This window comes from Maribacter sp. R77961, assembly GCF_044594925.1.
Classification (GTDB): domain Bacteria; phylum Bacteroidota; class Bacteroidia; order Flavobacteriales; family Flavobacteriaceae; genus Maribacter.
Genome location: NZ_CP138991.1, coordinates 264,690 through 280,334 on the forward strand (window position 1 = coordinate 264,690; position 15,645 = coordinate 280,334).

Annotated in this window: 8 protein-coding genes; 1 reads left to right on the top strand and 7 read right to left on the bottom strand. The window is 40.1% G+C overall.

What is annotated here, in order from left to right; genetic code table 11:
* Positions 1 to 187: 187 nt before the first annotated feature.
* The 5 genes from SJY09_RS01045 to SJY09_RS01065 form a co-directional block, all read right to left on the bottom strand.
* Positions 188 to 8,794, bottom strand: coding sequence for a Calx-beta domain-containing protein (locus SJY09_RS01045; RefSeq protein WP_396637126.1), 8,607 nt, complete (start codon positions 8,792 to 8,794; stop codon positions 188 to 190).
* 450 nt (positions 8,795 to 9,244) lie between these two features.
* Positions 9,245 to 10,777, bottom strand: a complete 1,533-nt coding sequence (locus SJY09_RS01050; protein ID WP_396637127.1) for a cryptochrome/photolyase family protein — start codon at positions 10,775 to 10,777, stop codon at positions 9,245 to 9,247.
* Positions 10,778 to 10,797: 20 nt separating this feature from the next.
* On the bottom strand, positions 10,798 to 12,093 hold the full coding sequence (locus SJY09_RS01055; RefSeq protein WP_396637128.1) for a DASH family cryptochrome: 1,296 nt from the start codon (positions 12,091 to 12,093) through the stop codon (positions 10,798 to 10,800).
* 13 nt (positions 12,094 to 12,106) lie between these two features.
* A complete protein-coding gene (locus tag SJY09_RS01060; RefSeq protein ID WP_396637129.1) occupies positions 12,107 to 12,253 on the bottom strand; it encodes a DUF2256 domain-containing protein in 147 nt (48 codons plus the stop codon).
* Entirely contained in the window at positions 12,243 to 12,887 is a 645-nt protein-coding gene (locus SJY09_RS01065) for a flavin reductase family protein (protein ID WP_396637130.1), read from the bottom strand. The genes SJY09_RS01060 and SJY09_RS01065 overlap by 11 nt, the downstream gene beginning before the upstream one ends.
* A 161-nt stretch (positions 12,888 to 13,048) precedes the next feature.
* Here SJY09_RS01065 and SJY09_RS01070 point away from each other — a divergent pair, with 161 nt between their 5' ends.
* Positions 13,049 to 14,392 carry an FAD-dependent oxidoreductase gene (locus SJY09_RS01070; protein ID WP_396637131.1) on the top strand — a complete coding sequence of 448 codons (1,344 nt, stop codon included), beginning with the start codon at positions 13,049 to 13,051 and terminating at the stop codon, positions 14,390 to 14,392.
* Here the strand turns inward: SJY09_RS01070 and SJY09_RS01075 are convergent.
* Together SJY09_RS01075 and SJY09_RS01080 are read right to left on the bottom strand one after the other, a co-directional pair.
* Positions 14,389 to 14,748: a DUF4174 domain-containing protein gene (locus tag SJY09_RS01075; protein WP_396637132.1), complete on the bottom strand. Its 360-nt coding sequence runs from the start codon at positions 14,746 to 14,748 to the stop codon at positions 14,389 to 14,391. The two genes, SJY09_RS01070 and SJY09_RS01075, sit on opposite strands and share 4 nt — an antisense overlap.
* Before the next feature lie 115 nt (positions 14,749 to 14,863).
* On the bottom strand, positions 14,864 to 15,643 hold the full coding sequence (locus tag SJY09_RS01080) for a zinc ribbon domain-containing protein (RefSeq protein WP_396637133.1): 780 nt from the start codon (positions 15,641 to 15,643) through the stop codon (positions 14,864 to 14,866).
* Positions 15,644 to 15,645: the final 2 nt, after the last annotated feature.

The following is a 15,645-nucleotide window of genomic DNA, read 5'->3' on the forward strand; positions in this document are numbered from 1 at the left end:
TACAAAAAAAAGATATAAGTCTATTCTATTAAATTAAAAGTTGTGAAAGCCTTGATTCTTGTTGTGTTACTAGATGAACGGTAATGTTTGTAGGAATTGTAGGAAAGTAAAAAAGATGCTATAAATACTATTACTTAACAGAAAAAGCCGGTCATGGACCGGCTTTAAAAATAATATATTTTTGGTTTTATTTAGAACCTAAATAGATGAATCCGTTAAAAGGTTCTAGTTTTTCTCCGGTTTCAGTATCCGTAGCATTAATGATATAATAGTACGTTCCTGCTGGCAGAATTCCTGAGCTACCAAAAGAACCATCAGGTGCTTCTCCACCCCATGTATTTTGGTAGTCCATAACTTCCGCTACTTTATTACCCCATCTATTGAACAAGACCACATCAAAAGTAAACTGACAGAACTCTACTCCTCTTATTTCAAATGTGTCATTTACACCATCTCCGTTAGGAGTTATTGTCTTAGAGATTTCAATTTCATCACGCCCACATGGTACACAATCCGTATTTACTAAAATCGTAAAATCGACATAATATTTACATTCGCCACCAAGAGCGGTATAAGCGATTTTATACTCACCTGGCTCGTGGTCAAGTGGGTCGAACATACTACCATTGGTAGTGACATCTCCTTCTAGGACCATAAATTCGCCATTCGCATCAAACCCTTCCGGTAGATAGTTTAACAAGTCAATTAGTTCTTCTTCTACGCAAATATCAATAGTGACTTCTGCCAGCTGTGGTTGTAATACAAATATAATTTGTTCAAAAGAAGCTGTATTGTCACATGAATCAGTTACATTCCAAGTGCGTATGATCATGAAGTCATCAGACTCACTGGATATTTGAACTTCTTCTGTGAAAACAATATCGTAGTTACCACATCCACCTGTAAATGTAAGTTCTGGAACCTCCGGTAATTCATCTCCACAAAGAATAGTGATCTCTTCTTCGTATGGTCCAGCCACTATGGGACCGGTTGGAGGTATTGTGACAACCTGGGTGTGGGTTACTTCGTTTCCTGCACAATCACTCGCTGTCCACGTACGTGTTACCGTATAACCTTCGGCGCAGTTTGCATCGTTAGTTATAACTTCCTCAAAAGTAACTTCGATATTTTGTTCGCAACTATCAAGTGCAGTCAGTATTGCTGCTTCGGGCACTTCGTTGCAAGCTACTGTCATATCCTGCGGTAGTGCTTCAACAAAAACAGGAGCTACCGTATCTTCAATGGTGACAACTTGTACATGTTCGCGTACATTGCCTACACAGTCCGTAATTGTCCACGTTCTTGTTATCGTGTATTCCGTTGCACATTCATCATCTTGACCTTCTATTCCTTCTTCCAATACTACTGTGATATCACAGGCTGTTGTAGATGTGATTTCTTCTGCTGCTGGAATTGTATCACAAGCTTCAATCGTAATGTCTTCTGGCCATCCTTCGTTACCATCGTTATCGATAATGTTCACAATAGCAGTGTCATTGGCTATAATTGAAACAAGGGCAGTGGTGATATTGCTCAAGATAACATTAAAGTTTTCCATGCTCTCTATGATAATATCATCGATAATAGGGATTACAATAACCTGAGTATTCGGGTTAGTACCACCAAATGTCAAGGTCTGTGAACCTGAAGCAATACCTGTATAGTCAAAAACATCCATAGCCAATATATCCTCCGTATGGTATTCAATAGTGAATTCATCTTGAACGTTAGCATTAAGTACAACATTTAATGAAACCGTTCCGGCCGCTTCATCAATATCCACGGAAGTCACATCAAACTGTATCCCTAGAGAAGGGTCGTTGTCATCATCAAGTATGGATCCGTTTGCCTGTGGTGTATTTATGGTTACCAAAGGATTGGTAGTTCCTGTAAGGTTCACCGTATAGCTTTCGGTAGGCTCTATGATGTTGTCATCCAATATGGTAACGACGATTGTTTGAACCTCTCCGTCAGCACCTGTAAAAGAGATGTTCCCGGTCTGTGCTTCAAAGTCCATATCCGTGGCGGTACCGAAATCGGTCTCGAAAGATACGTCAAAAGCATCCTGGAAGTTACCGGTAAGTACTACATCAAAAGTAGCAGTAACACCAACACCTTCAATTACTTCTATATTTGTATTGTTAAAACTAATACCGTCCGTGGCCATTAGGTCATCATCAAGAATAGAACCATTCGCTTGAGGTGTATTAATGGTAACCAAAGGATTTGTAGCTCCGGTAAGGTTCACTGTATAACTTTCGGTAGGTTCTATGATGTTGTCATCCAAAATGGTAACGACAATCGTTTGAACCTCTCCATCAGTACCTGTGAATGAAATCACATCTGACTGGGCAACAAAATCCGTATCCGTTGCGGACCCAAAAACAGTCTCGAAAGACACGTCAAAAGCCTCCTGGAAGTTTCCGGTAAGTACTACATCAAAAATAGCGGTAACACCAACACCTTCAATCACTTCTACATTAGTATTTTCAAACGATAAACCGGTATTGGCTATTAAATCGTTATCAATAATATCAACGGTAGCCTGCGCATCTATGATATCTATAACAGTAGTTGATAGATTAGAAAGATCTATAAAAAATTGCTCCATTGTCTCTATGAAGGTATCATCTGTAATGGAAACTATTATATCCTGCTTTTCTCCATCATTACCTGCAAAGGTTAAGGTGCCTAGATTAGCTGTATAATCTTGCCCTGCAATTGCCGTGTTATCATTTGTAGTGAAGTCGATAGTAAAACCTCCTTGCACATTTCCTGATAACTCAACGGAAATAGTTGCGGTACCATCGGCTTCATTTACAACGATGCTATCATCATCAAATCCTACACCTGTTGTACCAGGTATGTTGTCATCATCATTAATAATCCCGTTAGCGGTATTTGAGGTGTTTCCATCTATAAATCCAATTCCAATATTTGACTGGATATTCGATAGTACAACCGTGAAAGCTTCTTGCGGTTCAATTATAGTATCGTCTAGAATAGGAACATCAATGTCGAAAGATTTTGTGCTAGTCGTAAATGTAATTGTCCCAGATTGCGCTGTTATATCTGCTCCGTCCAGGGCAGTTCCATTGTTAGTAATATAGTCCACAGTTACATTCTCTTCGATATTACCTGTCAAGGTTACTGTGAATCGTGCAAAGGAGTCAATACCTTCGGTGACTATAATATTGTTATTTGTGAAAGAAATGCCGGTTCCTGACACGGCATCATTATCAATAATGCTACCTCTGGCCTGTGCTGTATTAATTGCAATTAAGCTTGAGCTTGCATTACTTAAATTGATGTTGAAATCTTCAGTGGTCTCAATTACCGTATCATCAATAATAGGTACTGTAATTGGTAAAACCTGGCCATCGACGCCGCTAAAAGTTAGGATGTCGGAAACACCGGTATAATCTTGTGTGTTGGTCGCAGTACCATCGTTACTATTAAAGGTAACAGTAAATGGCGTTGGAAAATTACCAACGAACCTCACGTTGAATGTCGCAGTACCATCTCCTTCGTTTACTGTAACTTCAGTATTTTCAAAGAAAATACCTGTACCTGCACCACCATCGTTATCGTTGATGGTACCGACGCCGTTGGCATCGACGATATTGATAAGTCCAGTTGAAAGTCCAGAAAGTGTAATGTTAAGATTTTCGGTACCCTCGATAAGGGCATCGTCCAAAATAGTAACGGTCACGGTCCGTACCTCATTGTTGTTTCCTATGAAGTTGAGCGTACCCGAGGCACTGGCAACAGTATAGTCATCTAGACTGATGGCGGAGCCATCGGCTACGGTAAAGTCGACGGCGAAGCCGCCCTGTACGTCTGCGTTCAACGATACGTCAAAAGTGGCCGTACCCGCATCTTCGTTTACGGTAAAGTCCGAAACGGAAACCCCGATACCTGCACCACCATCGTTATCTGTAATGGTACCAAGACCGTTGGCATCGACGATATTGATAAGAGTGGAAGTAAGATTCGAAAGCGTAATGTTAAGGTCTTCGGACCCCTCGATAAGGGCATCGTCCAAAATAGTAACGGTCACGGTCTGCACCTCGCCATTGTTCCCAATGAAGTTAAGTGTACCGGAAGCATTTGTTACGGTATAGTCATCGGGACTGATGGCCGAACCATCGGCTACGGTAAAGTCCACGGCGAAGCCACCCTGCACGTCCGCGTTCAATGATACGTCAAAAGTAGCGGTACCTGCATCTTCGTTTACGGTAAAGTCCGAAACGGAAACCCCGATACCCGCACCACCATCGTTATCGGTAATGGTACCAAGACCGTTGGCGTCCACGATATTGATAAGTGTCGACGTAAGTCCAGAAAGCGTAATGTTAAGGTCTTCGGTACCCTCGATAAGGGCATCGTCAACGATGTTGACGGTCACGGTCTGCACCTCGCCATTGTTCCCAATGAAGTTAAGTGTACCGGAAGCATTTGATACGGTATAGTCATCTGGACTGATGGCCGAACCATCGGCTACGGTAAAGTCGACGGCGAAGCCGCCCTGTACGTCTGCGTTCAATGATACGTCAAAAGTAGCGGTACCTGCATCTTCGTTTACGGTAAAGTCCGAAACGGAAACCCCGATACCTGCACCACCATCGTTATCGTTGATGGTACCGACGCCGTTGGCATCGACGATATTGATAAGAGTGGAAGTAAGATTCGAAAGCGTAATGTTAAGGTCTTCGGACCCCTCGATAAGGGCATCGTCCAAAATAGTAACGGTCACGGTCCGTACCTCATTGTTGTTTCCTATGAAGTTAAGTGTACCGGAAGCATTGGTTACGGTATAGTCATCGGGACTGATGGCCGAACCATCGGCTACGGTAAAGTCGACGGCGAAGCCGCCCTGTACGTCTGCGTTCAACGATACGTCAAAAGTGGCCGTACCCGCATCTTCGTTTACGGTAAAGTCCGAAACGGAAACCCCGATACCTGCACCACCATCGTTATCGGTAATGGTACCAAGACCGTTGGCATCGACGATATTGATAAGAGTGGAAGTAAGATTCGAAAGCGTAATGTTAAGGTCTTCGGACCCCTCGATAAGGGCATCGTCCAAAATAGTAACGGTCACGGTCTGCACCTCGCCATTGTTCCCAATGAAGTTAAGTGTACCGGAAGCATTTGTTACGGTATAGTCATCGGGACTGATGGCCGAACCATCGGCTACGGTAAAGTCCACGGCGAAGCCACCCTGCACGTCCGCGTTCAATGATACGTCAAAAGTAGCGGTACCTGCATCTTCGTTTACGGTAAAGTCCGAAACGGAAACCCCGATACCTGCACCACCATCGTTATCGTTGATGGTACCGACGCCGTTGGCATCGACGATATTGATAAGAGTGGAAGTAAGATTCGAAAGCGTAATGTTAAGGTCTTCGGACCCCTCGATAAGGGCATCGTCCAAAATAGTAACGGTCACGGTCTGCACCTCGCCATTGTTCCCAATGAAGTTAAGTGTACCGGAAGCATTGGTTACGGTATAGTCATCGGGACTGATGGCCGAACCATCGGCTACGGTAAAGTCGACGGCGAAGCCGCCCTGTACATCAGCGTTCAACGATACGTCAAAAGTAGCGGTACCCGCATCTTCGTTTACGGTAAAGTCCGAAACGGAAACCCCGATACCTGCACCACCATCGTTATCGTTGATGGTACCGACGCCGTTGGCATCGACGATATTGATAAGAGTGGAAGTAAGATTCGAAAGCGCAATGTTAAGGTCTTCGGTACCCTCGATAAGGGCATCGTCCAAAATAGTAACGGTCACGGTCTGCACTTCGCCATTGTTCCCAATGAAGTTGAGTGTGCCGGAAGCATTGGTTACGGTATAGTCATCGGGACTGATGGCCGAACCATCGGCTACGGTAAAGTCGACGGTGAAGCCACCCTGTACGTCCGCGTTCAACGATACGTCAAAAGTGGCCGTACCCGCATCTTCGTTTACGGTAAAGTCCGAAACGGAAACCCCGATACCCGCACCACCATCGTTATCGTTGATGGTACCGACGCCGTTGGCATCGACGATATTGATAAGTCCTGTTGAAAGTCCAGAAAGCGTGATGTTAAGGTCTTCGGACCCTTCGATAAGGGCATCGTCAATGATGTTGACGGTCACGGTCTGCACTTCGCCATTGTTCCCAATGAAGTTGAGCGTACCGGAAGCATTTGCCACGGAATAGTCATCTGGACTGATGGCCGAACCATCGGCTACGGTAAAGTCCACGGCGAACCCACCCTGCACGTCTGCGTTCAACGATATGTCAAAAGTGGCCGTACCCGCATCTTCGTTTACGGTAAAGTCCGAAACGGAAACCCCGATACCTGGACCACCATCGTTATCGGTAATGGTACCGACGCCGTTGGCATCGACGATATTGATAAGTCCGGTTGAAAGTCCTGAAAGTGTAATGTTAAGGTCTTCGGACCCTTCGATAAGGGCATCGTCCAAAATAGTAACGGTCACAGTCTGCACTTCGCCATTGTTCCCAATGAAGTTGAGTGTACCGGAAGCATTTGCCACGGAATAGTCATCGGGACTGATGGCCGAACCATCGGCTACGGTAAAGTCCACGGCGAACCCACCCTGTACGTCTGCGTTCAACGATATGTCAAAAGTGGCCGTACCCGCATCTTCGTTTACGGTAAAGTCCGAAACGGAAACCCCGATACCTGCACCACCATCGTTATCGGTAATGGTACCAAGACCGTTGGCATCCACGACGTTTATAAGAGTTGTGGAGAGATTCGATAATTTGCCTTCCAAGTTTTCTGTCGCTTCAATTATACTATCATCAATTATAGGGACATTTATAACATATGATTCGCCATCAGTTCCATTAAAAGTAATAGTTCCCGAGCTGCCCGTGTAATCTTCATCTTCTGTTGCCGAACCATTTAGAAGGTCATAATCAACAGTAAAGCTATTTTGAACATTTCCATTTAAAGAAACCGTAAAGCTTGCGGTTCCAACATTTTCATTCACTGTAAAGTCGTTAATCGAAACCCCTTGGTCCGCACCATTGTCATTATCGGTTATGGAAACAGAAACGCTAGCCGTAGCAGAAACAGCTGGTGTATTATATGCGAAATTCACTAAGAAAGATTCACTTGGTTCAATTAGATTATCGTCCGTAATGGGAATTAAAATATCAAAAGAAGTGATATTCTCCGTCGCAAGTGTATAAGTTTCGGAAACCGAAGAATAATCTTCTCCTGCAATTGCCGAGGCGTTACTTGTACTATAATTAATTATAGCTCCTGGTCTATACGTACCCTCAATACCAATGGTTAGTACCGCCATGCCAATATCTTCTGGTACTGTAAGACTTTGAACGGTTATGGCAAGATTATAAGAAGTATCCAGTTCAACGGTTATGTCCACATTTGCTGTTGCAACGGTTCCGTTAGCATCGGTGATCTCATATGTTAAACTATCTGACCCACTATAATAGGCGTCTGGCGTGTATTCAATAAAATCATCTAAGGGGTTGGTTGGCGTTCCATTGTTGTTCACGGAAGCCGTACCATTTATTGGGTTGGATATTATTGTTAGAGCGGTATTTTCTTGTGGACCGTCTAGCCCAAAATTATCATTGCTCAGTACATTAAAAATGTTATTGGTAGTACCTTCGCCGATTGTGTAGGTATCATCGATTGCCGTGGGCAAATTATCTGGTTTTACGGTAAGCGTTACTGTTGAAGTGTTACATACGGCTTCATTAGGAACCGGTAGACATACTTCAACTTCAAAAACATCTGTACCTACAAAACCAGGGTTTGGAGCATAAGTAAAAGTACCATCAGCGTTGACGACGACAGTTCCGTTTAAAGGTGAGACACTAGTAAAATAACTATAATTGGAACCCACAGGAACGTTATCATTTGCTCCAACATCACCATTGAACGTTTCGTCAAACTCCGAATCAAATATATCATCAACGGCATAGGTTTGCATTAAAAAGAATTTACCATCTCCATTATCTGAAGTAGCCGCTGTGAATCTAATTTCTGAAATAATAGAACCTACTGGGGCAAGCTGGGAAAGTTTAAAAAGTGCTATTCCTATAGTCCCGTTATTTTCATTCACTCTTTCAGTTAGCCAGTAATCTGAAGTCGAGCTTGGAGCAATATTAGGCTGTGGTCCAGACGAACTGCTATTTGGCCGAACAAAGGTTTGGCCTAACATTTCTATGGCACCTCCGCCAATTGGGGTTCCATAGACTGAAATATGCAAACAGTTATTCGCATTTCTTTCTGTTACGGCCAATACACCATCTTCATTGGATGGTATTCCAGGATTATAACTTATAGTTTGAACTTGAGCGTTTGTCGTTGCCAGTGCGCTATAGTTTCCGCAAAATTCATCCCCGTTACTATTAGATTCAAAATAATGGTTTAGATTAAGGGACTGATAAGCTTTTATAGCTTCACTATTCCAATTAGCATTTGCGCTATTGTTCATTATTTGGGAACCATTTAATTGGATTCGATTGCCATTATGGCCACCAGGACCTAATCTAGTCATTTCATAAGAAGAAGGAACAACAAAGGTATTGTAGGTATTGCCGTCAACGGTGATAGATTCAATGGTAGCAGGACTTGATGTATTAGTCTGAGTATCTGCCCAATTAAATGTTACCCCAGAGGAAATACCCTGGGCTCTTATTTCCGTATTAAAACTTAACAGTATAAACACGAAAAGTACTAAACCTACAAGGCTGGTTTTTTTCTTTTCAATTGCTTGTTGCGTAGAATGTTGCATAGCTTAATATTTGGTGAGATTTTAAATTGGGAAACTGAAAATCTCTAATTTGGGTTTTGATTCTTTAGGTTAAATTTCTAACATCAAATAAAGCACAAAGTCTTTAGGTTCAATAGCTAAATGGTTCAAGGGTGCATTTTGTCGATAGCGAACAAATATTTCGGTGAAGTGTAAATTTTAATAGATTAAAGAAAAAGCCCAATAACAGTTTAGAGTCGGTGAGCGGTTCAATAGGTACTTTGAATGGAGTTTTTATTTTGCCAGAACTAGCTATTTTATTGCTAAAAATTAGCTGTTAAAATTAAATTTAGCACAACAAAAAGTCCGTTTCAATTTAAATTGAAACGGACTTTTTTATATATAGACGCTCTCGCGGAATTGTTTTTTTATTTACGTTTTAAATGCGTTCTTTAGCATTTTGACCAGCGTTAAATAAAAGCAAAATAGCAGTTAATACTTATCAGGATGTGCAATGATATCGTGTGCCCTTTCCTTTAGTTTATTTAATTCTTCTTTATCTTTTTTATGTAATAAGTTCATCATCATTGCCATGCGATTGTTAGCTTTAAAATGCTCTTTTTTCTCCTCTAAAAAATTCCAGTATAGTGCGTTGAACGGACATGCATTTTCTCCTATTTTTTTGGTGTGGCTATATTCGCAATTACTACAATAATTACCCATTTTATTAATATAGTTAGCGCTACTTACGTAAGGTTTGGTCGCTACAATACCACCATCTGCAAACTGACTCATGCCCCTGGTATTGGTAATTTCCACCCATTGAATAGCGTCAATATAGACACCTAAATACCATTTATCTACTTCATCCGGGTCTATCTGTGTTAACAAGGCATAGTTACCTATGACCATTAAACGTTGAATGTGATGCGCGTAGGCTTCTTCTAAGCTTTGACCAATGGAATGCTTTAAGCAGTTCATCTTTGTTTCTCCGGTCCAAAAGAAATCGGGTAGAGGATTCTTATTCTCCAAACTGTTCAGCTGCGCATATTCGGGCATTTCTTTCCAATATATTCCTCGCATATATTCCCGCCATCCCAGGATTTGGCGTATAAAACCTTCTATTTGAGAGATATCTATATCGGATTTATTTTCATAGTAATAGTCCAGTACGGTATTAATAACCTCTTTTGGAGAAATAATTTTAGCGTTCATGGCAAAAGATAACCTTGAGTGGAATAAAAATTTCTCTTCTGTATGAAGCGCATCCTGATAATCACCAAAATGTACCAAGAGTTTTTCGCAGAAGTAATGAAGTGTTTCCTTGCATTCTTTTCTGCTGGTAGGCCAATTAAATTTTCTTGTATCGATTTCTCCAAACGACACTATATCCGCCTTATTAATCTCATCAACAACTTTGTGTACATCTTGCCCAAAACCTAACTCTTTTGGTATGCCCGGTGTGCCTTTCCATTTTTTACGGTTGCTATGGTCAAAATTCCATTTACCACCTTCCGGTTGTCCCCCAACTATCATTATATCATGTTTTTTTCGCATCATACGATAGAAGTTTTCCATGATAAGCTGTTTTTTACCAGCAAAAAAGTTTTTCAATTCATAACGTGTCGTGTAAAAATGTTCGGTGTCTACAGTGGCGGTTTCAATCTTAAGTTCCTCACAAATGCTACTTAATTGCACATCTAAACGGTACTCGTCCGGTAGTTGGTATTCAAACTTTTCTGCACCGGTAATTTCGATATTTTTATGTATAATTTTTTCTAGGTCCTGTAAGTTGCTGCCATCAGAAATTTTATAGTAGCTAAAATTATGACCCTTTTCCGATAGTTCTTTTGAAAAACTGCGCATTGCCAAAAAGAAGGCTGTAATCTTCTGAATGTGATGCTTTACGTAGTCCGTTTCTTGACGCATTTCTGCCATGAGATACGTTACGTTTTCATCTACTTCATTGAACCATGAGTGGTTCTGGTCTAATTGGTCACCAAGAATTAGGCGAAGTATTTTCACGAATATTTATTTTTTAAAGATTAGAACAAGGTCTCCTGTAACCATAGTTTTTGAAATTTTCCACTACTGTCATACATACTGGCTTGTCTTTGAATATTGAATTTTCTATTTCTAGGGTCATTGCCCACTCCGCTGTTGTACATCCAATTGCCCCAATTGCTATGTACATCGTAATCAATTAGCATGCTTTCAAAATATGCGGCACCAACACGCCAATCTTGTTCAAGCTCTTTGGCCCAGAAACTAGCGACATTTTGCCGACCGCGATTACTCATCCATCCCGTCATGGCGAGCTCTGTCATATTGGCATTAACAAAAGGTTCTTTGGTGTTGCCATGAATCCAATTTTCCTTTTCTATCTCAGCGTTCTCCCATTGGTAATTAGCGTTGAGAATTCCTCCTAAATGAAAAATCTTGTTTTGATATTTAAGTGAAACGTACTTGAAGTAATCCCTCCAAATCAATTCAAAAATCAGCCAATAGGTGTCTTGATTTTTGATGATTTCTTTTTCAAATTGTTTCACCTGCCAGTAAATAGTACGTGCAGATATACTGCCATTTGCCAACCAAGCCGAGAGTTTAGAACTATAATCTTTTCCAATAAGTCCGTTTCTGGTTTTTTTATAGTAAGCTAGTTTTCTTGTTTCCCAGAAGTACGACGCCACTCTGTTATTAGCTTCATCTTCTCCTCCTTTGAAAGGAAATGCAGTGCGGGAATCCCTTGTGAAGTCTGATAATCCTAATTCGGCAAGCGTGGGTATTTTCGTTGTATTCGCTATTATATTCGTAGAATTTTTTGACTCGGGAATTGGATATGCTGACTTAATATGAGCATATTTTTCACATTTTTTCCTGAAGTTGGTAAATACATCAGGTACTTTTTTAAGGCTGTCAAATGGTATGTCATTAGGATGAAAAAGAAACTGATTATAAGCTGTTTCAAAATTGACCAAAGCAGGAACATTTGCGATGACTGAGTCAAAAACAGCACTTTCTTCGGGCGTCCATTCTCTTTGAAGAAAAATATTGTTTATACGATGCTCCTTCGTCAATTTGGGTATGACCACCTCTGGCTTGTCGTAAAAAACGAACAAGCAAATATTTAATCGACTTAGATTTTTTCTAAGGTTACTAACGGTTTCAATAAGGAATTTAGCTCGGTAACGCTCCGTTTTTTTAAATCCGAAATTATCTTGTTCATAATGTCTTGGATCAAAACAGTATGCGGCGATTACTTTTTCGCCCTTCATGGCATTGAACAACGATTCATTGTCAGCTACTCTTAAGTCATTTCTAAACCATACTAGATTGTTCATTTTGTATTATGCGTTAATTGAAACGGTTTTTATTGGTCCTACATCTCTTACTACAATACTTCACATTTTCCCAATTCTTTTCCCACTTCTTTCTCCAATTAAACGGTAAGCCGCATGTAGCGCAAATTTTGTTCGGTAATTCAGTTTTTTTATACCCCATCTAAAAGAGAGTTCGTTTCTTGGTCCGGTTTGGCGTAAGACAATCTATCCAAGACTTTTGGAAGTGCATAGCCGTCTAAACCTATACTAGCTACAGTAGCTGCTTTATCCAATTGTACCCAGCCATCTTTATGAATTAGTTCTTCTGGCAGATACAAATGTTGAATTTTGCCAATGATCAGTAGGCAGCCGTTCTCTTTAATTTCGTATTCATTTACATAGGTGCATCCAATTTTTATGGCACTCTCCTTAACGTAAGGTGCCTTAAAACCATCTAGGTATTGCTCGGAAAGTCCAGTTATTGTAAATTCAGAAATACCTTCATCATATTTAGCAGCGGTTTGGTGTGCTTTTTTAAAGTTGTCTTTAGAAACTTGATTTACGGTAAAATAGCCAGTAGATTTAAAATTACTGTACGTATCCCTACGCACAGTCAATGGTCTCATTATAAAACCTAACATTGGAGGGTTGCTACCAATGTGTACTACAGAGTTAAATATGGCCAAGTTACTTTCGCCTTTCTTGTTACTTGTCGCTAACAAATTGGAGGATCTATATCCGCTACAACTGTTAATTAGATTTGCTCTAAATCTGCTTGGTAGATCAGAAAAGCTGTCGGAATCAAAGTGTTTCAAGTTTTTTAATTTTTGTTTATCAAATTTAATTAAAAGCTAAACAATTTTAAGTTAAAATAAATATAAATAGGTTGTGCAGTAAAGGTCTTATGATTCCCGTACTGTGTTTAATTTTCTTATTTTTAACAACTAAAGCAATAGAAGGTATTACTCCATTTTTTATGAAACAAACTCAAAAGAATATAGCTATAATAGGGTCTGGTCTAGTGGGATCTTTACTTGCTATTTATCTGAGAAAATACCACCATAACATTACAGTTTTTGACCGTAGACCGGACATTAGAGGAATTCAGTTTTCAGGACGATCTATAAACCTTGCCATGAGTAATAGGGGATGGGCGGCACTGGAAGCGGTAGGTATAGCATCGGAAATTAGAAAAATTGGCATTCCACTCGATAAAAGGGCCATGCACGTTGTAGGTAAAGAGGAGTACTATCAAAAATATGGAAAGGAAGGAGAAGCCATTTGGTCTATTTCTAGAGGTGTTCTTAACAAAAGAATGATTGATTTGGCTGAAAAAGCCGGTGTAAATTTTAGGTTTGAGGAAAAGGTTTGGGATATAGATCTGCCAGAGGCTAAAATTTACACTGGGGAATCTGAAAAAAGTGAATGGAAGGCCTACCAGTATGACATGGTTTTTGGATGTGATGGTGCTTTTTCTAGGGTAAGGCATAAGATGCAAAGAAGGAGTAGGTTTGATTACTCGCAAGATTTTATAGATGTTGGATATAAGGAATTGACCATTCCTCCCAATGCTAATGGCACTCATAAATTGGATAAAAACTCCTTTCATATTTGGCCTAGGGGTAAGTTTATGCTCATTGCCATGCCCAATTTGGATGGCAGCTTTACATGTACCTTGTTCATGCCTTTTGAAGGGGAGGTGTCCTTTGAACAGATTGTTTCCAAAACGGATGCAAAAAAGTTTTTTAAAACGTATTTCCCAAATGTTAGTAGAGATATTGAAAATCTAACAGAAGACTTTTTTAAAAACCCAACAAGTGCTATGGTTACCATGAAGTGCTATCCTTGGACGTATTGGGACAAGGTTGCTTTAGTAGGTGATTCCGCCCACGCCGTGGTGCCTTTCTATGGACAAGGCATGAACGCGGGCTTTGAAGATATTTATTGCCTAAATAACATTATAAGAAAATATGGTGATGATTGGGAAACCATTTTTAAAATATATCAAGAAGAGCGTAAACCCAATGTAGATGCCATTGCCGAATTAAGCTATCGAAATTTTATAGAGATGAGCAGTAAAACTGCGGACACCAATTTTTTACTTCAGAAGAAGATTGAAAAACACTTTGCTGCCAAACATCCAGATAAATGGATTCCTGTATATTCTCGTGTTACTTTCTCTAATAGACCCTACGCCGAAGCCTTGTCCATAGGGGACAAGCAAGAATTAATTATGAAAGAGGTCATGCAATTACCCAATATTACTGCTATTTGGGATTCAGCGGAAGTAGAAAATAAGATTTTGGATTTATTGTCCTAGTATTTCATTTCGGCCCTTCTCATAGGCATACTGTCTATAAGGTTAAAAATAGTTTCTGCTTTAACGGGGTAGGGTTCCTTAAATTTTACGCCACCATCTTTACCCAATAAAATGACACCTTCAAAAGAGGGTTTAATTAGACGTTCGCTTTGTAGTGAAAGAAGCGCTCCATTATCATCATAAAACGAACCTTGGGCGTATAACAATAGTAAAAGAGCACGCTCCTCAACTTCTTTCTCCTGGGATTTAAAAGCTAACATAGCAGGTTTAGCTTTGGAAAACTTTTGGTCACTATCCGTAAAAATAACCACTCTATTTTTCCATTTAAAATCAGAAAGGTCCTGTGAGTATAGCATAAAGGATGTGGAATATATAATGATCAAGCAAAAATTTCGTAGGGTGTACATGTCTTAATATAAATAAAAAAGCCATCTTTTAAAAGATGGCTTTACTAATACTATTTTAATGCTATTATAATTTGGAGAACATTTTTTGCATTTTCTCGGATTCTTCTTCCGCTAAAGTCGGATCAACCAAAATTCTACCACTGTGTTCATCGGTAATTATTTTCTTGCGAGAAGCTATCTCTACTTGTACTTGTGGTGGTATCGTGAAAAATGAACCTCCAGAAGCACCTCTTTCGATGGGAACAACAGCTAGGCCATTTTTAACGTTATTACGAATACGAGCATAGGCTTTCACCAAACGCTCTTCTATCTTATCTTGGTACTTTATAGATTCTTCCAAAAGCGCTTTTTCTTCTTTCTCGGTTTCCGCGAGAATAGCATCTAACTCTCCTTTTTTATGTTTAAGGTGAGCCTCACGTTCGCTCAAACGTTCCTTAGTTTCAGAAATAACCTCTTTCTTTTGATCTATCTGAGCTTTAAATTCTTTAATATTCTTTTCAGCTAATTGTATTTCCAATTCCTGAAATTCTAGTTCTTTACTAATAGAATTGAATTCTCTACTGTTACGAACATTTTTTTGTTGCTCTGTGTATTTCTTTATCAAGGCTTTCGCTTCCTCAATAAGATTTTTCTTTGCACCTATTTCAAAATTGATAGTTTCTAAATCGGTTTTAAGTTTATCCATTCTAGTTTTTAGGCCTAGGACGTCATCTTCCAAATCTTCAACTTCCAAAGGTAACTCACCACGAACGTTGCGTATTTCATCTACTCTTGAGTCAATTAATTGCAGGTCATATAATGCTCTTAACTTCGCTTCTACAGATGAATCTTCTTTTTTTGCCATAC

Bases quoted from the DNA above. Each gene is read 5' to 3' on its own strand.
- SJY09_RS01045 (WP_396637126.1), bottom strand. From the start codon at position 8,794: ATGCAACATTCTACGCAACAAGCAATTGAAAAGAAAAAAACCAGCCTT.
- SJY09_RS01055 (WP_396637128.1), bottom strand. From the start codon at position 12,093: ATGAACAATCTAGTATGGTTTAGAAATGACTTAAGAGTAGCTGACAAT.
- SJY09_RS01060 (WP_396637129.1), bottom strand. From the start codon at position 12,253: ATGGGGTATAAAAAAACTGAATTACCGAACAAAATTTGCGCTACATGC.
- SJY09_RS01070 (WP_396637131.1), top strand. From the start codon at position 13,049: ATGAAACAAACTCAAAAGAATATAGCTATAATAGGGTCTGGTCTAGTG.
- SJY09_RS01075 (WP_396637132.1), bottom strand. From the start codon at position 14,748: ATGCTATACTCACAGGACCTTTCTGATTTTAAATGGAAAAATAGAGTG.
- SJY09_RS01080 (WP_396637133.1), bottom strand. From the start codon at position 15,643: ATGGCAAAAAAAGAAGATTCATCTGTAGAAGCGAAGTTAAGAGCATTA.